The 20,682-nt window shown below is 46.3% G+C and carries 21 protein-coding genes; 7 read left to right on the top strand and 14 right to left on the bottom strand.

What is annotated here, in order from left to right:
- Positions 1–154: 154 nt before the first annotated feature.
- The gene (locus tag QUA77_RS17120; protein ID WP_333039378.1) at positions 155–1,153 is read right to left on the bottom strand and encodes a DUF5357 family protein; all 999 of its coding nucleotides are present in this window, start codon (positions 1,151–1,153) and stop codon (positions 155–157) included.
- Between the two features lie 5 nt (positions 1,154–1,158).
- Complete coding sequence (gene fraC / locus QUA77_RS17115) at positions 1,159–1,677, bottom strand: filament integrity protein FraC (RefSeq protein WP_333451396.1); 519 nt, start codon at positions 1,675–1,677, stop codon at positions 1,159–1,161.
- A 227-nt stretch (positions 1,678–1,904) separates the two neighbouring features.
- Between fraC and QUA77_RS17110 the strand changes: the two genes are divergently transcribed.
- The 4 genes from QUA77_RS17110 (at position 1,905) to QUA77_RS17095 (ending at position 6,236) form a co-directional block, all read left to right on the top strand.
- Positions 1,905–3,038 carry a cob(I)yrinic acid a,c-diamide adenosyltransferase gene (locus QUA77_RS17110; RefSeq protein ID WP_333039380.1) on the top strand — a complete coding sequence of 378 codons (1,134 nt, stop codon included), beginning with the start codon at positions 1,905–1,907 and terminating at the stop codon, positions 3,036–3,038.
- Between the two features lie 280 nt (positions 3,039–3,318).
- Positions 3,319–3,495: a hypothetical protein gene (locus QUA77_RS17105; RefSeq protein WP_333060313.1), complete on the top strand. Its 177-nt coding sequence runs from the start codon at positions 3,319–3,321 to the stop codon at positions 3,493–3,495.
- A 6-nt stretch (positions 3,496–3,501) separates the two neighbouring features.
- Positions 3,502–5,484 carry a calcium-binding protein gene (locus QUA77_RS17100; protein ID WP_333451394.1) on the top strand — a complete coding sequence of 661 codons (1,983 nt, stop codon included), beginning with the start codon at positions 3,502–3,504 and terminating at the stop codon, positions 5,482–5,484.
- A gap of 605 nt (positions 5,485–6,089) precedes the next feature.
- Positions 6,090–6,236, top strand: a complete 147-nt coding sequence (locus QUA77_RS17095) for a DUF4926 domain-containing protein (RefSeq protein ID WP_333039385.1) — start codon at positions 6,090–6,092, stop codon at positions 6,234–6,236.
- Between the two features lie 353 nt (positions 6,237–6,589).
- Here QUA77_RS17095 and QUA77_RS17090 read toward each other — a convergent pair whose 3' ends face one another.
- The 4 genes from QUA77_RS17090 to petN all read right to left on the bottom strand — a co-directional run bounded on the left by QUA77_RS17090 (position 6,590) and on the right by petN (position 7,884).
- Complete coding sequence (locus QUA77_RS17090) at positions 6,590–6,778, bottom strand: CsbD family protein (protein WP_333025464.1); 189 nt, start codon at positions 6,776–6,778, stop codon at positions 6,590–6,592.
- Between the two features lie 85 nt (positions 6,779–6,863).
- Positions 6,864–7,106 (bottom strand): DUF167 domain-containing protein, encoded by a 243-nt coding sequence (locus tag QUA77_RS17085; RefSeq protein ID WP_333451392.1) that lies wholly within the window; start codon positions 7,104–7,106, stop codon positions 6,864–6,866.
- The gene (locus QUA77_RS17080) at positions 7,103–7,702 is read right to left on the bottom strand and encodes a DJ-1/PfpI family protein (protein ID WP_333451390.1); all 600 of its coding nucleotides are present in this window, start codon (positions 7,700–7,702) and stop codon (positions 7,103–7,105) included. The genes QUA77_RS17085 and QUA77_RS17080 overlap by 4 nt, the downstream gene beginning before the upstream one ends.
- Positions 7,703–7,794: 92 nt before the next feature.
- Positions 7,795–7,884 (bottom strand): cytochrome b6-f complex subunit PetN, encoded by a 90-nt coding sequence (gene petN / locus QUA77_RS17075; protein ID WP_071883976.1) that lies wholly within the window; start codon positions 7,882–7,884, stop codon positions 7,795–7,797.
- An 82-nt stretch (positions 7,885–7,966) separates the two neighbouring features.
- Between petN and QUA77_RS17070 the strand changes: the two genes are divergently transcribed.
- Positions 7,967–8,446, top strand: a complete 480-nt coding sequence (locus QUA77_RS17070; RefSeq protein WP_333451388.1) for a hypothetical protein — start codon at positions 7,967–7,969, stop codon at positions 8,444–8,446.
- A gap of 154 nt (positions 8,447–8,600) precedes the next feature.
- On the opposite strand, the gene QUA77_RS17065 is transcribed toward QUA77_RS17070, so the two are convergent.
- From QUA77_RS17065 to QUA77_RS17040, 6 genes are all read right to left on the bottom strand, one after another.
- Positions 8,601–9,275 (bottom strand): SDR family oxidoreductase, encoded by a 675-nt coding sequence (locus tag QUA77_RS17065; RefSeq protein WP_333451386.1) that lies wholly within the window; start codon positions 9,273–9,275, stop codon positions 8,601–8,603.
- Positions 9,276–9,449: 174 nt separating this feature from the next.
- Positions 9,450–10,061, bottom strand: a complete 612-nt coding sequence (locus QUA77_RS17060; protein ID WP_333039397.1) for a class I SAM-dependent methyltransferase — start codon at positions 10,059–10,061, stop codon at positions 9,450–9,452.
- Positions 10,062–10,394: 333 nt separating this feature from the next.
- Positions 10,395–11,438: a biotin synthase BioB gene (gene bioB / locus QUA77_RS17055; RefSeq protein ID WP_333039399.1), complete on the bottom strand. Its 1,044-nt coding sequence runs from the start codon at positions 11,436–11,438 to the stop codon at positions 10,395–10,397.
- 17 nt (positions 11,439–11,455) lie between these two features.
- Positions 11,456–12,760, bottom strand: a complete 1,305-nt coding sequence (gene bioA / locus QUA77_RS17050) for an adenosylmethionine--8-amino-7-oxononanoate transaminase (RefSeq protein ID WP_333451384.1) — start codon at positions 12,758–12,760, stop codon at positions 11,456–11,458.
- Between the two features lie 214 nt (positions 12,761–12,974).
- Positions 12,975–14,387: an adenylate/guanylate cyclase domain-containing protein gene (locus tag QUA77_RS17045; RefSeq protein WP_333451382.1), complete on the bottom strand. Its 1,413-nt coding sequence runs from the start codon at positions 14,385–14,387 to the stop codon at positions 12,975–12,977.
- 251 nt (positions 14,388–14,638) lie between these two features.
- On the bottom strand, positions 14,639–16,108 hold the full coding sequence (locus QUA77_RS17040) for an adenylate/guanylate cyclase domain-containing protein (protein WP_333451380.1): 1,470 nt from the start codon (positions 16,106–16,108) through the stop codon (positions 14,639–14,641).
- A gap of 304 nt (positions 16,109–16,412) precedes the next feature.
- Here QUA77_RS17040 and QUA77_RS17035 point away from each other — a divergent pair, with 304 nt between their 5' ends.
- Both QUA77_RS17035 and QUA77_RS17030 read left to right on the top strand, forming a co-directional pair.
- A complete protein-coding gene (locus QUA77_RS17035) occupies positions 16,413–17,162 on the top strand; it encodes a class I SAM-dependent methyltransferase (protein ID WP_333451378.1) in 750 nt (249 codons plus the stop codon).
- A gap of 145 nt (positions 17,163–17,307) precedes the next feature.
- Entirely contained in the window at positions 17,308–18,666 is a 1,359-nt protein-coding gene (locus tag QUA77_RS17030; protein ID WP_333451376.1) for an FAD-binding oxidoreductase, read from the top strand.
- 132 nt (positions 18,667–18,798) lie between these two features.
- Here the strand turns inward: QUA77_RS17030 and QUA77_RS17025 are convergent, their stop codons facing one another.
- Complete coding sequence (locus QUA77_RS17025; protein ID WP_333451375.1) at positions 18,799–19,182, bottom strand: hypothetical protein; 384 nt, start codon at positions 19,180–19,182, stop codon at positions 18,799–18,801.
- Positions 19,183–19,555: 373 nt separating this feature from the next.
- Positions 19,556–20,446, bottom strand: coding sequence for an ABC transporter permease (locus tag QUA77_RS17020; RefSeq protein ID WP_333451373.1), 891 nt, complete (start codon positions 20,444–20,446; stop codon positions 19,556–19,558).
- Between the last annotated feature and the right edge of the window lie 236 nt (positions 20,447–20,682).

Here is a 20,682-nt window from a genome sequence, read left to right as displayed (position 1 = left end):
GGATTGGATCTTGAAGGAAGAAGTCCGAGGTTCGAGGGAAGATTCTCCCCGATCTCCTACTCTCCCCATCTGCGCCTCTCAGGTTCGGATACTCTCCCCATCTCCCCGTCTTCCCCTTTCTTCTGAAACACTTTCCTAACTGCGTGAGACAGGCTCAAACTTGACTGTCGCCCGCCGTTCCATCTTTTTTCTGTCCGGGTTGAGAGCGTTTGATGGCACCGCAGGTTACAGTCGCCCTATTGCCTATCTCGAACACCTCGCAAGATTTGGTAAACGAATATGTTTCCGGTCTAAAAACCAGCCCCAGCCAAATTGCCTCCATCTCTAACTGATAGCGGGAATCTCCTTGGACGATCGAAGTTTTGACATCCCACTTCGCATCTTCTGCGACTACCCCAGTTGTTTTTAAGGCTTGATTCCGCAGAAAAAACCGCTCGTTGTCCATATCTATTAACATTTGCTCTACCTGCGCCCACGGTTTTGTGCGGGCTTCATTTTGTAGGTATCGCTCCATTGCATTGAGGATAACAACTCCTCGGGAGCGATTAATAGTTGGCTGTTGAAATGTCACCACATAATCGCTTTGCCTCAAATCCTGGGATAAAACGCTCGGGTACTGTCGTATCCAACCTTGAATTAAAAAGTGAAAAACAAACCAACAGGAAAACAGCAGGTGAACTAGAGTAATGATCAAAAACTGAGGGCGCACCAACGACCTGATACCTTCCCGTTTTGACTCGCTATTCCAAACCTCTATTGTAGCAAGAACTACTACTGCTATAATTGGGCCGCATATCCATGCTATTTCCTTCCTATCCGACGGCAATCTTACCAGCAACCACAACCCAATTAAAATGCTTGTCACCCACGGACTCAGACTTACTCCTTTAATCACAAAAGGTTGCTGGCTGGTCAGCAAACCCATTGAAAGTGTAAAAAATAACCAGCTCATATCAAAAAGTAGAGTTCTCGTCCGCCAGTCAGTGACTGCCGCCACTGTCAGCAAAGCTAAAAAGATGCTGAGTAGTAAAGGAGTCTTCCAGTGAACAACTTTAGGCGGAATCATCGCCTTTTGGATTTTTTTATTGGTTTCCCAAAGGTTGTTCGTCAGCTTAGTGAGTTGCTGAGTGACATCAAAAAATTGCTTCATCATAAATTTCAATAGACGCTTTGCAAAAACAACACGGTTAAAATAACGATATTGCTAACAGTGTGGGCGATTAAAATTCCCCCAAACTGGGTAGTTACTTGAAAAGTTTTTTTGGGAGGACGGCGGGTGAGGGTGGGGGGTCCTAAAAACTGAGGTTTGGAAGCTTTTTTATTGCCAGAAACCATGTTTTCTATTAATTCTAATCCCTGCCATTTAGCTAGAAAGGTTACTGCTAATACTGAGAGTGCTATCATAGTTATTGGAGCGTAAACATTATCCGCACGTCCTAATAAAATATAACCGATAAGCTGTTCCCGCAATTCTTTGCTAAGAACGCTTTCAATGCCGAAGAAAACTAACCAGCCTACGCAAGTGCAAGATAGATTGAGGATGGCTGTATATTCAATGCTGGTTTTGGGGCCGAGTTTAAGTAGTTTTTGCAAAAACCACGATTCGATCGCGATCGCCAAAAACATAATTAAAATTTGCACCAAAACAGTCCGAAATGGAAAAACACTCGCAATCATAAGCCTTTAGGTATATCAGTCCGTGTTAAATTTTAATTGTACAGCACAAACGCAATAATCTTAACCGGAGGTTTGAGCACCTAATTGCGTTAGATCGCTGCTTAAAAGATTGGGGGTTAGAAGTTATCGTATAATCTGTTGAGATCCGCCAACAGAATGGAAAAATTAAACATTCAAGGCGCGCGATCGAATACCCACCCCGATACAGACTCAAACAACTGCTGATTATGGTAAGGAATGGCATTGGTATTCGGACAGCCTCATCCCGGTCGGAACGCGCCGCGGGTCAGATTCACGTGTACGACGGCGCGGGTAAAGGCAAGTCTCAGGCAGCTTTGGGAGTAGTGTTGCGGTCGATCGGGCTGGGTATCAATTCTGACTCGCCTACGCGAGTCTTGTTGCTGCGCTTTCTCAAAGGCCCCGGCCGCTCCTACGACGAAGACGGGGCAATAGAAGCCTTGCAACGGGCATTTCCCCACTTGATCGACCAAGTGCGTACCGGCAGAGCCGAATATTTTGGGGCCGAAGCAATCACCCGCTTTGATCGCGCCGAAGCTCAGCGAGGCTGGGATATAGCCAAAGGAGCGATCGCCAGCGAGCTCTATTCCGTCGTGGTACTAGACGAACTCAACCCCGTATTGGACTTGGGTTTGCTGCCAGTTGACGAAGTAGTCCAAACCCTCAAAAACAAACCAGAATATTTAGAAGTCATCGCCACAGGCCGAGCGGCCCCGGAAGCTTTGCTGGAGATTGCCGACTTACACTCAGAAATGAAGCCCCACTATCACCCCGCAGCGGCAGAGCATCATATTTCTGGTATCGAAATATACACTGGAGCGGGTAAAGGCAAGTCTACGAGCGCTTTGGGCAAAGCTTTGCAGGCAATAGGTAGGGGTATCAGTCAAGACCAATCTCACCGGGTGTTAATCGTGCAGTGGCTAAAAGGTGGCACCGGTTATACAGAAGATGCGGCGATCGCAGCTTTGCGCCAAAGCTACCCGCAGCTAGTAGACCACCAGCGGTGCGGCCGAGATGCTATAGTTTGGCGGGGGCAACAGCAAGAGCTAGACTGCATAGAAGCAGAACGCGGCTGGGAAATCGCCAAATGTGCGATCGCCAGCGGCTGGTACAAAACGATTATTCTCGACGAACTCAATCCCACAGTAGACTTAGAACTGCTGCCGGTAGAGCCGATCGTCGAAGCCCTGCTACGCAAGCCGCGGGATACAGAAATTATTATCACCGGGCGCTGCCACAAACCCCACGCTTACTTTGACTTGGCAAGCGTACACTCCGAGGTATACTGTCACAAACACTACGGCGATCGGGGCGTAGAACTAAAGCGGGGCGTAGACTTTTAAAGCCCGGAGCCATACGGAGTTCAATCCGGGCCAGAATTATTAAATGACGGCCCTGCCTGGAAAACCGGAAATTGCCACAAAGCCTTGTTACCAAGTAACAAATCTCCCTATTTCCCTTGTCTTCCCGATCACCCAGATCTGCCTTTTTTAATCTTTAATTTCCTCCCCCGGACGCGATCCCCGACCGCCAATCCAGAATGGAACATTAAGAATATGAGCCGCGTCTTATGGAGCGTGAGCACCTGAGACAGTGCACCAGGATTATTAAAGGGTGAAGACTTTGAAAATAAAAGCTTACAAGCAAAAAATCCGCGAGGGAGAAAGTCTAGACAGGGTTAACGCCAGTAGGCTAGACTTGCGGCTGGCAAACAGGTTAAACTACAGCGGAATCCAAACATTCGGTGTTCTAGGCAGTGTCTGTAGTCGCACCAGCGATGACCAACAAGTAGAGGAGTGAAGCTTTATGACAACGTTAGATGACAATCCTAATCAACTAGATTTAAACCTTCCGGGACTAGGCCCGGATACAGTATTCGCCGGAGCTGGGGCGGATTTCGTTAGAACTTCCACCCTGGGCGGCAGCTTAATATTTGGCCAAGGCGATAACGATACTCTGATTTCAGTTGGCCCGAACGATACCATATACGGCGGCGACGACGAAGATTCAATCAGATCTCAGCGCACTCCGGCTTTGCTGTTTGGCGACGCAGGCTTGGACACCATAGTCGCTGAAGCCCAGGCTACCATGGCCGGCGGTTTGGGAGAAGACTTCCTCCAAGGTACAGTTGAAGCTAACCTGATGTTTGGTAATCAGGGCGCAGATACGATGCTGGGAGGGGCCCAGAGAAGAGACTCCCTCTACGGCGGTAAGGACAATGACGCGATCGGCTTCTTCATCGCAGGCGGTGGTAACAACCTTTCTTTAGATGGTGCCTTGGGTATTGGCTTCGCTGGCAATGAAGGCAGCAACTACTTGCGGGGTGATTTGGGCGACGACTTGGTTGTAGGTATCAATGTAAGAGACACTCTCTTTGGCGGTAGAGGCAACGACACCCTAAGAGGTGTCGCCAGCAACAGCTACCTGTCGGGCGATAATGACGACGACATCTTATTTATTACCAACTCTACGCAAAGCAGCCCCTTTGATCCAAGGCCTATCACGATCGGGATTGAGAGAACCACCTTGATTGGCGGAGGCGGCAACGATTCTCTCTACGGCGCGATCGGCGAGTTTGGCAGTGGCAGAAACTTCTTTGAGGGCGGCGACGGTAACGACACGATCAACGTTTTTGCCACTTCGGATACCGCGTTGGGAGGTGCAGGCGACGACTTCATCGTGTCGGCGACGGTGTCTGCACTTTCGAGTGTAGGTGCCTCCAGTTCATTTGCAGGCTTCGCGGGTCGCAACTTGCTCGACGGCGGAGTGGGCAATGACACGATCGTTGCAGCTTTTGTGACGGATACAATGATCGGCGGTGAAGGCAACGACAGCCTGAGCGGTACCTTTACTAACGCAGCAGGTGGAGATGGCAACGATACTATCGATGCTAGCAAGGCCTTTTTTGTTGGTCAAACTGGTACTGCTTTGATTACTCTCGAAGGCGCGCTGGGCAACGATCTGTTAATTGGCTACACCAATCCTACTACTGGCAGCACCTTCACCGTCACCAACCTCATGAACGGTGGCGAGGGAAGTGACACAATCATCTTTGGCAGCCAGCGCGATCGCGTGATTGGCAACTTTGCGGGTAACGACTTCATCTCCTACGCTAGCGGCGTCACCTTTAGCGGCACAGTCGCCAACTTGATTACCGATACCTTAGGCAGCAACTTCATTATTGGTGGCAACGGCACTGATGTGGTCACTACTGGTAACGGGGATGACATCCTGTTCGGCGACTCATCCAATGCTACCGAGGCCGCCGGAGGAGCCGGGGACGATACCTTAAATGCCGGTGCCGGAAACGACACGCTGCTGGGCGGCTTTGGTAGCGACTATTTGATCGGCGGCGACGGTAACGACTCTCTCGGCGGCGGGCCTGGTGCTGACACCCTGATTGGCGGATCGGGTAATGACAACTTCTACTACAACAACTTCGGCGAGGGCGCCGTGGGTACTAACCCAGACCAAATCGGCGATTTTACGATCGGCCAAGACAAGTTTATCTTCCAAATCAATGGCTCCAACGGCTTCCCCAACTTGAGGGGAGTGCAAAATACGAATCGACTTTCTTCGCAGGCGTTCTTGGCGCTTGAGAGTGGGGTGTACGAGAGCAAGTTTGGTCCAGCCGGGGCGGGTGCATCAGATCCGTTCGTCTTTTATGAAAATTCAACTGGACGACTAGGATATGACTCTAACGGTGTTGGTACTGCTGACGGAGTAGTTACGCTGGCAATTCTGAATAGCAGACCGGGCATTACGGCTGCTGACATTACCCTAATTTAATTTGGGTAAAAGTGGGTGGGGTCGATTCTGAAACATCGCCCTACCAACTCTCAAAACTAATTGTGCTATGTTTCGAGCTGGGGATATCCATCCCTGGCTTTTTTATTGGCATGAGCATGGGGCAATTTTAGATTTTAGATTGATATCAATTCCGGTAGCATCGGAATTGTAAAATCCAGTCAACAGTCACCAATTACGGAGGCTGCAACCGGAATCGATCTAATTCATCTGCGTTAATCTGTGTTTATCTGCCTGTATCTGCGGTGAAAAAAAGAGAATGTATTAACGCAGATGACAAGGAATTGACGCTGATTCACGCAGAGGTCGAGAATAGAGATAGGAATAATTCCGATGCTAACAGATTTGATATGATTGGTAATTTTTATCGAAAATCGCCAATCTAATGAGGCATGGGGCGGGTTCACGGGTGAATTTTGCCACGCGCCAATAATCTTTAGAACTGACGCATCAGAACCAAAGAAACCGGGTTTTTCACTGCTACTTAAAGGCAGGGGTGCAATATTTCGGTAAAAACCCGGTTTCTGCCTCCAGGACTAATCTTGATAAACCCGCGCCCCACCAAGTCAAAAAGTGAGGTGAAAATAATGAAAACAATTAAAGACCTAGATATTGTTGCTTTAACTGAAGATTTAGAAGCAACCCATTTTGAAACAAAACAAATCATTAAATTATATAAAGGACAAGTAGGAACAGTCGTGATGGAATTTGATGGCAGTGCTTTTGAGGTATAATTTTCTCATCGAGAGGGCAGAACTTATGCAAGGGAAACAATTCCAGCCACAAAATTAATGCTTTTGCATTATGAATTACTAGAATCTGTAGGGGCGGTTCGCCCATGAATTTTACCACGCACCAATAATATCAAATCCGTTAGCATCCGAATAGTAAATTCGAGTTCACTGGTGACTGTTGACTGTTCACGGCGTCAACAGTTAACATCATTCCGATGTAACGGGAAATGATATAATGTTGATAAACCCACCCCAAGATATTGGTACAAATAATTTACGATCATTATAAAAAATCCCGCAAACATATCGTTGGCGGGATTTAGTAGGCAGGAAACTTGTAGGGAATACTGTTACTAAGCTCGGTCTACAATCTCTTTTGCTTTATCTTTGAGGTCTTCTTTCAGGTGAATAGCTGATGCTTCATCCTGCTTGGCTTGACCTTCTAATTTATCTTTCTGATTGCCGGTAACTTCGCTAGCAGCTTCTTGGATTTTGCCTTCAATATTCTTCGCTGTTGCTTCGACTCTATTTTCAATGCTCATAATTTTTTATTCTAACTCTACAACTATTAATATATACTTTTAAATTTGAGTCTATATCCCTCTTTAGATAGATTTGTTATTACCTTTATTTCTCTATTAAAGGTTCGATGGGAATTTCCACAAGTTTATTTCTCGAAGAAAAACCGGATTTAACGCCGATCGCAGATTTCGGCACTTTAAACTTTTTCGCCAACAGCATGATTAATTCTTGGTTTGCTTTACCATCAACGGGCGGCGACTTGAGATGTATTGTGAGGCTGCCGTCGGGTTGTTCTGCGATGCTTTGCTGTTTGGAATTCGGTTTAACTTTGACTGTGAAGATAGTCATACTTCGACTTTCTCTGAATGTTCGATCTTCGTTCCCAAAACTTTTAGGAATTCAGCCAGCCAGTTAGGATGTGCTGGCCACGCGGGGGCGGTGACTAAATTGCCATCGACTACGGCTTCGGTAACGGGAACTTCTGTATATTTGCCGCCGGCCCGGAGTACGTCGGGGCTGCAAGCGGGGTATGCGGTGCAGCGTTTGCCTTCGAGTACGCCTGCTGCAGTTAGGACTTGCAAGCCGTGACAAATAGATGCGATCGGCTTTTTGCTGTTGGCAAAGTAGCGGGTAATTTGCAGCACTTGTTCGTTGAGGCGGATGTATTCTGGGGCGCGTCCTCCGGGGATAATCAAAGCGTCGTAGTCTGCCGGGTTGATTTCGTCAAAAGTCGCGTTTAAAGTGAAGTTGTGACCGGGTTTTTCGCTGTAAGTTTGATCGCCTTCAAAGTCGTGAATAGCGGTGCGAATTTTTTGGCCGGCGGCTTTTTCGGGGCAGATGGCGTGGACAGTGTGACCTACCATTTGCAGTGCTTGGAAGGGAACCATTACTTCGTAGTCTTCTACAAAGTCGCCGACTAACATTAAGATTTTTTTGCCTGTCATGTTTCCAACTCCTGTTATTTTGATTGTATTAAATAGGATTTCAAAAAAATGCGGGGCCGTTAAAAAGCTTGCCCCGCAAGCTATTGTGGAATCTAGAAACCGTTGCGTCCCCAAATGACCATTGAAATTGAGAAGGAGAACAGAACTAGCACCGAAACCCAACCGAGTGACAAAATATCCATAGCTATTTATTGAACAAACTGTACAAAGTGACTCCAAACCTTATGATAAGTCAATTTGAGCCATTTTTGAAATGAGGGCGCTGTGAAGGATTCGTCAAATTTTAGTGCGGCTGAACGGGTAGAATCTTTGAAGGCAGGGAGTGTTGCTGCTTTTTCTTGTTTGCTTGGTTTTGGGGCGATCGCCCTTGGTAATAGCTTAATTCTGGCGGATAGGTTGGATTCTCTGGCGAGTTTGCAGGTAAGGGAAATTGACCTAAATTTTGCCTTCAGAGGGGCGATCGCACTTTTGGGCGGTTTTTTGTTCGGCGTGACTTACCGCTATGCGATTCGCCTAGATGTTAACCCGCAGCTTAAATCTGGTGCGGTGTTTGCTTTTGGGTTGGTGCGGGCTTTTGGACAATTGGATGCTGGATTGTTTTTTGAACCCGGGAAGATGCCCGCCCTACAGGATTTATTGCCGTTTGCGGTTCGCGGTGTTGAGAGTGTGATATTGTTTGCGATCGCGGGTTTGGTATTGGATTGGGCGATCGGGCGATCGTGGATTAAGCCTTTCGATTCTTGAGTGCGATCAGGTTTTACTCACATCAGGCACCATTTTTTGGAAGAGGCAAGATGCCTCTTCCACAAGAATTGAATTTTATTGTGGGGTGGGCTTCTAGCCCGCCCAAAAAATAAAATTTAGATGCGAAACAGCTTATTTTGCCCTAAACCCGCCCCTAAAGATTTAATACCTCAAATTCTGGATTGCCGTAAAGCATTTGCCTATCTACCGCCGACAAAACTTTATTGTTAGCAGCATCAGAAACTAAACACTGACAAACTAGCTGCGCTACATCCGCCCGGTGAATAGTTCCAGCAACTCGACAATCTTCTGTTAAAATTCCGTTGCCTGTGGCAGGTTCCGATTTTAGTCCGCCCGGACGAATCACTGTATAAATCATCCCGCTTTCTATCAAATGATTTTCGGCTTTTTCTTTCTCAATTAAGACCGGGCCCAAAGTTTCCAAAACTTGCGGTTGCAAAGCAGCGGCACTGTTACCGCTACCGATGGATGAAACTAAAATAAATTTTTGCACACCTGCTTTGACAGCCGCATCAATCAAGTTTTTGTTGCCCAAGTAATCGGATCTTTCTCCATCTTTTGGCAAGCCGCCAATTGTGCTTATTACGGCATGAATTGGCTCACCGCCAGCCATCGCCGCTTCCATAGCGGCAGCATCCAAAGCATCGCCAGTGACGACTTTGATGCCCATTGCTTCTAATTCGATGCTGGTTGCGGGCGATCGCAAAAGTGCAGTTACTTGCATATTTTGTGCTATCAGACATTTCGCGATTTCTAAGCCGACTCCTCGACTAGCACCCGCTAAAAAAATGTGGGATTTCTCTGTCATATTAAGTAGGATTTAATTGGTGCAGAAAGTGGTTTATTTGACTGTGGATAATTATACTACAATCTTCGGTCAATTGGTGAATGAGTTTTTTTATTTAACCGCAGAGGGCGCAGAGGGCGCAGAGGAAGAGAGAGGAATGATTCGTAATTACCTATTCCCAATTTCCAATTTACGCTAGATTTTTCTGCCCACTATTACTACCCAAGATTGAGCTTCGCGGGGTAAGCCGGGGGGGCGATAGTAGTGATTGACAATTGCAAATCCCGCTTGTTCTAAACAAGGCGCTAAAGTATGATATTCCCATCCGGCAGTATAGCGTTTTCCCGTTGGTCTCTCGTCGTATCCCTCCCAATTTCCCCGGCACATTGACATGACAATTGCACCGTTAACAACTAAGGCTTTGTGCAACTCTTGCAGCACTTTCACCATCTCGTCGCTGGGAACGTGAATCAGGGAAGCATTGGCAAAAATACCGTCAAATTCTGTCTTTGGCAAGTCGAGATTCAGAAAAGATTGCTGCCAAACTTCGCATCCCGATAACTTCTTAGCTATTTCTACAAAAGCTGGAGTTGCATCTAAGCCGACAACTGTGTGTCCTTGGCTCTTGAACGCTACTAAATCTCGTCCTGGCCCGCATCCTATATCGAGAATTTTACCGGGATTGCGGGGCATAGCAGCGGTCAGTGCCTCGCGATTTTGGGATACGTCGTGATGCCAAGTTCCTTCTCGGAAAGATTCGGCAGTTAGCTGGTATTCTGCGATCGTAATTTCTTCGCGTTTGTCCACAATTTCCCCCTCTTGTATTATTTGAGATTTGAGATTTGAGATTTGAGATTTTAGAAGGTAAACCGTAGGGACACTCCAAAAGCCCATTGGTGTCTACTTAAGGCTAAAACCCTTGATAAATATCGGTTTTACCCTAGTCTAGATCCCCCTAAATCCCCCTTAAGAAGGGGGACTTTGATCAAACTCTTGTCCCCCCCTTCTTAAGGGGGGCTAGGGGGGATCGAACCCTAATAGTCAAACAGCAGGATGGTACTAAGTTTGACGTTAAGTTGACACGCTTTGGGCACTGCCGTGTCCTACTCTATTTGATCCGATTGAAAACTGCTATAAGAGTTAAACAACCAGGGTTTTTTGTTCGGATTTGGTAACTGCTGAATCAACTTCTAAGAGAGAACCTTCGGGGGATTCGATCGCAAATCCCGCATCTCGAATCATGTCCCAATCTTGATGGGCAGCTTGTCCGGGAGTTGTCAGATAATCGCCAACAAAGATAGAATTAGCGGGGTAGAGTCCGAGAGGTTGCAGCGATCGCAAATGTACTTCTCGTCCCCCAGCAATCCGAATTTCTTGACTGGGAAGCAAAAATCGGAACAAACAGAGAATTCGCAAACATTGGCGGGGAGTTAACCTGTTCACATCTGCAAATGGCGTCCCGGGAATCGGAATGAAAAAATTAACCGGCACGCTAGTAACGCCCAACTTGCGAAGCGAAAGCGCTAAATCGATCGCATCATCATCCGATTCGCCCATCCCCAAAATTCCGCCGGAACAAGTTGTGATTCCCGCTGCTTTTACGTGTTCGACGGTTTCCACCCGATCGCCAAAAGTGTGAGTCGTGCAAATGTCCGAGTGATATGATTCGGAAGTATTGAGATTGTGATTTACGCGATCGACTCCAGCTTTAGCCAACCGATGAGTTTGTTCCTCGCTCAACAATCCCAAACAAGCGCAGATTTTCAGGTTATGATTTGCCTTCACCGTCTCGACAGCATCCAAAACGCGATCGAAAGTAGATGCGCTGGGTTGGCGGCCCGAAATCACCAAACAAAACGTACCAGCTTTTAAATCTGCTGCGCGTTGGGCCGCATCCAGAATTTTCTCCTTAGCTAAAAGCGGATATTTCTCAATTTCCGCAGTCGAAATTTTTGACTGAGAACAATAATGGCAATCTTCAGGACAAAGACCACTTTGAGCGTTTAACAAATAGTGCAGCCTGACTCGGTTTCCCCAGTAGTGGCGGCGCACCCGATAAGCTGCATTTAGTTGTTCCAGCAAAACCTCATCCGGTGCGCGCAATACGGCTAAAGATTGCTCGCGAGAGATACATTTGCCCGCCAGCGCGTCGTCAGCCAAATCGTTCCAATTGGGTAAATTCATTACTAAAATTAAAGGGGTTACAGAGTATCCAAAACCTGACGAATTATCCGATAAATCGATTCAAGTTCATCAGGAGAAATGCAGTAGGGAGGCATCAAGTAAAGCGTATTTCCCAAGGGGCGGAGCAAAAACCCCGCTTCGAGAAATTTGGCTTTCAATACAGGAGCGATGTCATTAAAATAACCGGAAACGCTTTCGGTTTTCACATCCATTGCTGCGATGGTGCCACAAGTCCGAATCCGTTCGAGTTTAGGATGATTTCTCAGCCATTGATTCAGATATTTGCGGTGCAATTTTTCCATCCCTTGATACACATTTGGGTTTTGCTCCAAAAGCTCCAAGGATGCTACACTCACCGCACAAGCTAAGGGATTTCCGGTGTAAGAATGACCGTGAAAAAAAGCTTTGTCCGATTCATCTCGCCAGAAAGCTTGATAAATATCCTCCGATGCCATTGTGACAGCAAGTGGCAAACAGCCGCCAGACAATCCTTTAGACAAACACAGGATATCCGGTGAAGTTGCAGATTTAACAGAGGCAAACAGTTCGCCCGTGCGGCCAAAACCAGTCATTACTTCATCGTAAATCAACAATACATTAAACTGGCGGGCAAGTTGTGCGAGATCCTGCAAAAACTCAGGGCGGCACATTCGCATTCCCCCGGCACCTTGCACCAAAGGTTCGATAAAAATTCCCGCATAGCCGCCCTGCTTTAACAAAAACTCCAACTTCTCTAAACTCGCCACCTCCTTGCTTTCCACCTCCTCATCGCCGTCAAAAGTCGCCGGAAAAGGAACAACATCCCCAGCAAACATTAAAGGTGCAAAAGATTCCCACCACAGCGAACTTCTGCCAGCAGACATTGCGCCCACAGTATCGCCGTGATAACCTCCCTCAAAACTAATAAAGCTAGTGCGGTTAGTTTCTCCGAGATTGCGCCAATATTGAAATGCCATTTTCAAAGCCACTTCAACAGCAGTCGAGCCGTTATCAGAAAAGAAAATCCGCGTTAAAGAAGCAGGCGTATGAGTTAGCAATTTATTAGCAAGTTTCTGGGCAGGTTCGTGAGTAAATCCCGCAAAGATTACGTGTTCTAACTTGTGGGCTTGTTCGTAAAGAGCCTCAGCGAGAACCGGATGGCTGTGCCCGTGAACAGTCACCCACCAACTAGAAATGCAGTCGAGAATTTGCCGCCCGTCTGCTAATTCCAGCACCGATCCTTTGCCGCGAATTACCTTCAGCGGCGGGCCAGCCGTTTTCATTTGCGTGAAGGGCTGCCAAATCGGTGAAGTTGAAGAATTATGTTCCTGATTCGCAGTCATTTGTACCAATCAAACTAATATTAAGTCGTCTTTTAATATAGCAACTTTAACTCAATTATAAACGTTTTATTTTTGATTCTTTCTTCTCCTCTTCCTTCGTGTCCTTAGCGTCTTCGCGTTTCGTTCAAAAAAATCTAGGTTGGTGTCGATGGGGGCTGCCTGGAAACGTCAGCCCCCATACCACGTATTCGCGGCCGATGGTTAAAATTGTCAGTTACAATTTTCTGCCTTTGAGCAAATAAGTCGTCATAGATCCTTTGCCTTTAACATTAATTTTACCGCGCTTTTCCAACAAATACTTATCGCATAGCAACTCATAAGTTGATTTGCTAACTTGAATTTTACCAGGCAGTCCCTGAGACTCCATGCGGCTTGCTGTATTCACAGCATCTCCCCACAAATCGTAAATAAACTTTTTAGTGCCGATGACACCTGCTACAACAGGCCCAGTATTAATGCCAATGCGGATATTGAGAGGTTTACCGCATTCGTCGCGGAATTTCATAATTTCTTCCTGCATTTCCAGCGCCATTTCGGCAATAGATTCGGCGTGATTTGTACAGGGAAGCGGCAAACCGCCTGCTACCATATAATTGTCGCCTATCGTCTTAATTTTTTCTAAGCCGTATTGTTCGCTCAACCTATCGAAAGATGAAAATATTTTGTTAAGTAATTCTACTAATTCTTCAGGAGACGTGCGCGAAGATATTTCGGTAAAGCCCACAATATCAGCAAACAAAACCGTAACCTCGGCAAATCCATCCGCAATATTTATCTGACCTTGTTTTAGGCGATCGGCAATCATTACTGGTAATATATTTAGTAATAAACGTTCCGACTTTTCTTGTTCGGCGCGCAATACTTCCTCCGCTTGTTTCCGCTGTGCAATTTCCTTGTAAACTCGGTGAAACATTTGATTAAATGCGACCATGAGTTCTCCTAACTCGTCATCCCGTTTGACAGACAGAGAGTAGAAATCAGGTTGTTCTCGATCTTTGCTCAAAGCATCTCCGGCAGCGATCAAGTCATCGCGCAATCTCAAAAGAGGTGAAATTACTGTCACCCCTAAAAAAAACATAGTAACAGAAGTGACAAAGGCTGATATAATGATGACTAGAACGGCAATCCGCCCGATAAATGCGTAGAGTTCCGGTTGAACGGTGGAAGCATCGTGGCGAACAATTAAGATGTAATCGCCTCCAAAATGTCGCTCCGTCCAAGCAATATCATAGCGCTTGCCATCAAACTTGTGACTGTGAACTATACGAGCTTTTTTTAGTTGCTTTAAACTGATTTCTGGCGGTTCGCCAAGTGTATATATTAGCTCACCGTTAGCTTGGTAAATAGATAGTCCTAACACTACTTGAGAATCTTTAGTAATATTTTTTACTTCTTCTTGCAAAAAAGTGCGATCGGAAATATCTTGTTGAAGCACAAACTCTAGGGAATCAACAGTCGCGCGAGATACCTGTTCCAATTGACTTAAAAGTTCATTTTCTCGCCGAAAATAAGAGGGAACTAAAATAATTCCCTCTATGACAAGAATGCTAGCAAATACCCACAAAGCTATTTGCCTAGACAAGCGAGATTTGAAAAATTTCAAAAATGATAAAATCCGCAATAACATAAAACTTACTATTTTGCAAATGGCTAATGTAGGACATAGAAAAATAAACCCGGTTTCTCGTAATAAATTTTTGGTTTGTCAACGAAGCAACCGCGCAGAAACCGGGTTCTCAAATCTCCTGTGTAATTCCTGTAATTGTCAGTAGTCAACAGCCAGCAGTTATTAACTGTTAGTTCTTGGCTGACGACTAACAACGAATGACTGATGACTTCGGACTAAGTAGCATACCCCTTAATAATATAATAAACAAATTAAACCGAAACTGCGCTGACTAGCCTGCCTGCAAGCAGATAAGTATTCATATCGCCCTTACCTTTGATGTGGATAATTCCTCTGTCTTCAAACAGATACTTATTTTGCAAGATATCGTAAGTTGATTGTGTGACTTGAATCGCGCCGGCAATCCCGTGGGATTCCATGCGGGCTGCTGTATTGACGGCATCGCCCCAGAGGTCGTAAATAAATTTTTTAGTGCCAATAACCCCCGCAATTGCAGGCCCGGTATTGATGCCGATGCGAATGTTAATTCCTGTATGATGTTTGGCATTAAATTTTGCTAATTCCTCCTGCATATCTAAAGCCATTTCCGCCATGCTTTCCGCGTGGTTGCTGCTGGGATTGGGCAAACCTCCCACTACCATGTAAGCATCTCCAATTGTTTTGATTTTTTCCAAGCCGTACTTTTCCGTTAAACCATCGAAGGCTGAAAAAATTTCGTTGAGAAACTTGAGCAATTCTTCGGGAGATATTTGTGATGAAAGCACCGTAAAGCCCACGATATCTGCAAACAAAATCGTGACTTCTGCGAAGCCGTCAGCAATACTGCTTTGACCGTCTTTGAGCTTGGCAGCAATGGATTCGGGTAAAATATTGAGCAGCAGGCGATCGCTCTTTTCCTGTTCTTTCAGCAATTCTACATTAGTTTCTTGCAATTGTGCCGTGCGTTCCCTGACGCGCTGTTCTAATTGTTTAGCATTTTGGCGCAACCTGCTGATCGATAAAGTCAATCCTGTGATGCCTAAAATTGAAAGTCCTGCTAACAGTAAAAACAGGCCCCTAAGTTCACTTTGAGTAGTTTTAGTGATGGTATCGAGAGGTTGAATAATTTCTAATATCCCCCGTACATCTCCCACTTTCCAATCATTTTTAGGACTGTCACGGTGAGTATTGTGACAGTTAACGCAGCTAGGAGTTAGAATATCGGCCTCGGCATATCGAAACGCTGGCTTCCCGCGAAAATTTTCACTTCTGAAAAATTTTTCTTTCGGATTTTTGGTCAAATAGGTAATAGCTTGCCGTTCAAAGTTGTCTCGGACTCCGCCTTCTTTTCGCCGCCAGGGAAACGGGTACTCGCTGTAGACTCGAAGTAATACTTCGGGATTTTTGTTGGTAATCTGGTTGCCCAGTTCTATTAAGAAGGTGGCCGGTACGGGAATTGCTACTTTTGTCGGGTTGTAGTCGTGGGTAAAGTTAATCGCTTTAGCAGTGTTGAGAGGATTGACAACATCCGTACTATAAAGGGTGCGGGCTTCTTTAACAGCTTGGGCATAGAGGGTGGCATTTTGGAGGGCTTGCGATTCAATTAGGGTTGAGGAAAGACGAGACATATTTGCCATCGCTACTCCTACACCTACACAAAATAAAATTGTTACCGCAAGCAGAATTCGCTTGTAAATTAATTGGCTGATGGCAGCCCGAATTCTAGAAATCAACTGGCGCATGGTATCCTCAAGCGAGAGGTTTAATCTTGATTGGAATTTATGCACTACTAACATAACACTGCTTGTTCAGAGTGTTTTGCTGGCCTCCGGGGTAAAGCAAGACTCTTTGAGTGCAACCGAGGGTTAATTATGGTTTACCGCGAGTGTTTCGCTTATCCGTAAGAATACGCATAACTTGATAGTGGTTTTCTGTTGAGTGAAGTACAGATGATCGAGTAAGGACACGGCACTACCGTGTCCCTAGTTCACGCATTTTTTGTTCTATTTCGGTTAGGATAGCAATTGTAGTCTATGGTTGGCGATCGTGAATTCTGACTCTACTGTCTCACCTACTAACAACGAAATTTTTCCGGGAGAAGTTTTCGTCAATACTGCTGATTTTGATACTGGCATTCGGCGACTTTTACCTAAGTATGACGAAATGCTGGATGTATTAGCAGGCTGCATTGCTAACACAAACCACCGCATTTTAGAACTCGGCTGCGGTACCGGGGAACTCACTGTAAAAGTTCTCAAACGCTACCCATCTGCGGAAATAGTTGCTGTCGATTACTCGTCGCGAATGCTTGATTTTGCCCGCGTCAAAATAGAGTCGGCAGGATACGCAGCCCGGTGGACTGGCATAGAAATGGATTTTGGAGAATGGGCAAACAATCCAAATTTCTCTGGCTTGGGCGATAAATTCAATGCTTGCATTTCATCTCTGGCAATTCATCATCTTGAGGATGAGATGAAGTTGAAATTGTTTCAACGCATTCGCGAAAGTTTAAATGCTGGTGGCTGTTTTTGGAATGCCGATCCTCTTTTAGCAGAATCAGCAGCAATGAAAGATATTTATCAAGCGGTGCGAGAAGATTGGGCGCTAAATCAGGGGGAAACGTTAGCACAAATTCGCGCAAATGTGGGGACGAGTGTCTCTTACGGTTATTCTAATCCCGATCGCCTAGCTACACTTTCGGCACAGTTGGAAATGCTGGGTTCATCTGGATTTGAGACTGTTGGAGTTCCTTGGAAATACTACGGGATGGCGGTGTTTGGGGGATTTGTTAATTGAAAAAAGTAGTCCTAGAGGCAGAACTTCTATATGTAGGGTGCGCGCATAAGCACCTTACTGCTTACAGAAACATTGCTGTTAGTATTTTATGTTACTAAGTTATGTTTGAGAAAATATATAATACTGCGAGTATGGAGTAAACAAAATGACTGCAAATGCGATTCAAAGTATTGACTGGGATGCTTTTTCTTCGGAACTATCGGGAATTGAAATAATTAGCGATCGCGCGCAAGTTGTCAAGCTGTCTCAAGACTATTATCACTTCAGTCCAGTTTTGCAACCTCTCTTAAGTGATAAAACAGGAGATTTAGTAGTTCGTCCCGCCAGCGAAGCCGAAGTTTTGCGGATTGCCGCAGCCTGCGTCAAATCCAAAATTTCGCTAACTGTAAGAGGTGCAGGAACGGGCAATTACGGGCAGTGCATTCCCCTCAAGGGCGGCGTCATTTTAGATACCACCAAAATGCACAGTATCCGCTGGATAAAACCGGGTTTAGCTTGCGTAGAACCGGGGGTGAAAATGTCGGTTTTCGACAAACAAGCGCGAGAAACTGGTTGGGAATTGCGGATGGTTCCTTCAACCTATCGCACCGCAACGATTGGGGGATTTATCGGCGGCGGTAGCGGGGGAATTGGTTCGATAACTTACGGGCAATTGCGCGATCGGGGAAATCTTCATGCGGTTCGAGTCGTTACAATGGAAGACGAGCCCCGCGTCATCGAATTGCGCGGCGATGAAGTGCAAAAAGTCAATCACGCTTACGGCACAAATGGGATTATTACTGAGTTAGAAATTCCCCTCGCCCCTGCTTATGCTTGGGCGGAAATCATTGTCGCTTTTGACGATTTTATGACAGCGGCAAACTTCGGTCAAGCTTTGGGCGATGCTGACGGAATTATCAAAAAACTAATTTGTGTTTGTGCTTGGCCGATTCCTGCTTATTTTGCTGCTTTCCGCGAGGAGATTCCTGAAGGTAAGCACTGCGCTTTGTTAATGGTAGCTGAATCTTGTCTGGAACCGCTGCAAGATTTGGTGCGCGAATATGGCGGCACAATTTGCTATCAAAAAAACGCGCAAGCAGCGAGCAAAGGTGCAGCAATTGCTGAATTTACTTGGAATCATACCACTCTGCACGCTCGCAGCGCTGACCCGTCTCTGACTTATTTACAGACGCTTTTTCCCCCAGATAAAGGTTTGAAATTGATTGAGGAACTGTACAATTATTATGGGGATGAGGTGATGATGCACTTGGAGTTTTTGCGGATGAATGGCAGGGCGATCGCCGCGGCTTTGCAAATAGTTCGCTACACTACGGAATCACGGCTCAATGAAATTATTCGCTATCACGAAGAGCAAGGCGCACTGATTGCTAATCCTCACACTTATATATTGGAAGATGGAGGGATGAAAAGTATTAATGTGGAACAGTTGCAGTTTAAAGAGTTGGTCGATCCTTACGGTTTGCTTAATCCGGGTAAAATGCGCGCGTGGTTGGAACGCGATTAAGGGCGAAATGATGTTATAACTCACGCAAGTAGCAAATTGAAAAAAGGTTTGTAGTTGCGCTTTAGCGTCGGCCGGCGCTGAAGCGCAACTACGAACCTAAAAAAGTCCTTACTGCCAACAAAACTTGTCAATTTAAGGGACGGGGGCGGTAATTTCTGCTGGTGCGATCGCCCCTTCTGAAGGTACAGCTTGCTTTTCCAGTAGTAGGCGCTGTTTGTTGCGAAATTCTGCGGCCGCATCGTTCAAATTTTGGCGCTGTTCGCTATTAAATTCTTCCATGCTGCGGCCGCCTCCCAAGTTGGATCTGTGAATTAAATCAAATATTCCGCTGCCGCTGCTGCGGCCGGAAAATGGGTCGGTATTGTCTTGAGTTTGAAAGTCTTGCAGCGGTTGGGCATTATTTAAACCGCTGGCTTGAGCGAAGCTTGCTTGAGGCGATAACAGAGCACAGGATGCGATCGCGCTTGCAGCAATCCCCATCATCAATTTACCGGATTTGGAAGTTTTGGTGTTCATAATTTATTAGTTGAACTTTCAAAAAAACAATTCTATCTAAACAATATTCTGACTTGCGAATAAATATTATATTACTTCGCTGGGCCTAAGGGCACGGCATTGCTCTTCCTCGTTTCCACAACCAGCCTGGAAGCATTGAAAAATCTCGCTTTGATCAGAGATCAGATCCCCCTAAATCCCCCTTAAGAAGGGGGACTTTGACCACTTCTTGTCCCCCCCTTTTTAAGGGGGGTTAGGGGGGATCTGATCTCTGATCGCCAAACAGCAGTCTCTGAGTAGGTTTGAAGTTAAGTTGACACGATCCAGGGCATTGCCGTGTCCTAGAATTGACGGTGCAGGTGAAACGATCGCCCGCAGATTTGCCGCGATCGCCCTAAGCAAACCGGCGTCTCAGCAGCGGTTGAATGCTCAGCAGCGCCACCAAATCAAACGCCAGCAATACTAACAGCGCTCCTCCAAAGGTGACATTACCCCAAGGAGCGTGCATCACGACACTTGCTAGCGACCAATCGCTGTGCAGGTACAAATAGCGGATGGGTTCGATCGCGTAACTCAGAGGATTGAGAGTCACCACAACTTGCAGCCACTCTGGCATAAATGACAGCGGCGCGAGGGCTGTGCTGGCAAATAACAGCGGCAAGTTAGTAACAAAAATTACCGCAATTAATTCTACGTGGCCGGGAAGAGCGAAGGCTAAACCCAGACTCAAGCCGGTGACGCCCAAAACTAATAGTAGGACAATCAGGGCGATCGCCCCCAGTCCGGCAATTCCGGGGAATCCCGCGCCCAAAAACGCCCCCGCTGTAACGATTGTGCCGGTTTGGATAAAGCTGAGGGTGACGATAAAAATAGCCGAAGCTAGGACGATCGAAAATCGGGAAGCCAACGGCGCGACTAACAAGCGGTTGAGAAATCCGAACTCGCGATCGAACATAATCGGCAAACCAGCATTCAGCGCCCCGGCAAATGCAGTAAAAACGATCACGCCAGCGCCGAGAAATTGTCCGTAATTCTGGCTTTCGCCGAACAAGCCGGCGGGTGCATTTTCAAACAGAGCTCCGAACAAAACCAACCACATCAGCGGCTGAATAATGCCTGCAACTAGCGTCGAGGGGCGGCGCTGCAATTGAATAAACAGGCGCTTGGTTAAGGCGAGTGTTTCTTGGATGAAGTCGGCCAGCAGGGAACTGGAAGTGTCAGCGGATGCCGTGGAGAGTGGCCGCTGCTGGTTGAGGTTGTTGGGGGATGTAACAGTACCGCTCATAATTGCTTGTTGTTGATTTTGACTGTTGTGATTATGTTTACAGGAAATATGTTGAAAGCGATTTTGGCAGGATGCTTTGATTATAGGCTATTTGGAGTTGAGAGGGCGGGGTAGCTGCTGCTATTGCTGTTCATCGAGTAGCTGGAATGAAAGGAGAAAATTAGACCTCTTGCGAAAGTCTCAGGCGATGGCTAATTTGTCTTCAAAGAAAGTTCATAATTATAAATACCAGCTAT

This window comes from Microcoleus sp. K5-D4 (genome assembly GCF_036704575.1).
Taxonomy (GTDB): domain Bacteria; phylum Cyanobacteriota; class Cyanobacteriia; order Cyanobacteriales; family Microcoleaceae; genus Microcoleus.
The sequence above is the reverse complement of the archived record's forward strand: the minus strand, read 5'-3'. Positions and strand labels throughout refer to the sequence as shown.

What these genes read in the sequence shown, in the direction of transcription:
- QUA77_RS17120 (WP_333039378.1), bottom strand. Translation starts at nt 1,153, where the DNA reads ATGATGAAGCAATTTTTTGATGTCACTCAGCAACTCACTAAGCTGACG.
- fraC (WP_333451396.1), bottom strand. Translation starts at nt 1,677, where the DNA reads ATGATTGCGAGTGTTTTTCCATTTCGGACTGTTTTGGTGCAAATTTTA.
- QUA77_RS17110 (WP_333039380.1), top strand. Translation starts at nt 1,905, where the DNA reads ATGGTAAGGAATGGCATTGGTATTCGGACAGCCTCATCCCGGTCGGAA.
- QUA77_RS17100 (WP_333451394.1), top strand. Translation starts at nt 3,502, where the DNA reads ATGACAACGTTAGATGACAATCCTAATCAACTAGATTTAAACCTTCCG.
- QUA77_RS17095 (WP_333039385.1), top strand. Translation starts at nt 6,090, where the DNA reads ATGAAAACAATTAAAGACCTAGATATTGTTGCTTTAACTGAAGATTTA.
- QUA77_RS17090 (WP_333025464.1), bottom strand. Translation starts at nt 6,778, where the DNA reads ATGAGCATTGAAAATAGAGTCGAAGCAACAGCGAAGAATATTGAAGGC.
- QUA77_RS17085 (WP_333451392.1), bottom strand. Translation starts at nt 7,106, where the DNA reads ATGACTATCTTCACAGTCAAAGTTAAACCGAATTCCAAACAGCAAAGC.
- QUA77_RS17080 (WP_333451390.1), bottom strand. Translation starts at nt 7,702, where the DNA reads ATGACAGGCAAAAAAATCTTAATGTTAGTCGGCGACTTTGTAGAAGAC.
- petN (WP_071883976.1), bottom strand. Translation starts at nt 7,884, where the DNA reads ATGGATATTTTGTCACTCGGTTGGGTTTCGGTGCTAGTTCTGTTCTCC.
- QUA77_RS17065 (WP_333451386.1), bottom strand. Translation starts at nt 9,275, where the DNA reads ATGACAGAGAAATCCCACATTTTTTTAGCGGGTGCTAGTCGAGGAGTC.
- bioB (WP_333039399.1), bottom strand. Translation starts at nt 11,438, where the DNA reads ATGAATTTACCCAATTGGAACGATTTGGCTGACGACGCGCTGGCGGGC.
- bioA (WP_333451384.1), bottom strand. Translation starts at nt 12,760, where the DNA reads ATGACTGCGAATCAGGAACATAATTCTTCAACTTCACCGATTTGGCAG.
- QUA77_RS17045 (WP_333451382.1), bottom strand. Translation starts at nt 14,387, where the DNA reads ATGTTATTGCGGATTTTATCATTTTTGAAATTTTTCAAATCTCGCTTG.
- QUA77_RS17040 (WP_333451380.1), bottom strand. Translation starts at nt 16,108, where the DNA reads ATGCGCCAGTTGATTTCTAGAATTCGGGCTGCCATCAGCCAATTAATT.
- QUA77_RS17030 (WP_333451376.1), top strand. Translation starts at nt 17,308, where the DNA reads ATGACTGCAAATGCGATTCAAAGTATTGACTGGGATGCTTTTTCTTCG.
- QUA77_RS17025 (WP_333451375.1), bottom strand. Translation starts at nt 19,182, where the DNA reads ATGAACACCAAAACTTCCAAATCCGGTAAATTGATGATGGGGATTGCT.
- QUA77_RS17020 (WP_333451373.1), bottom strand. Translation starts at nt 20,446, where the DNA reads ATGAGCGGTACTGTTACATCCCCCAACAACCTCAACCAGCAGCGGCCA.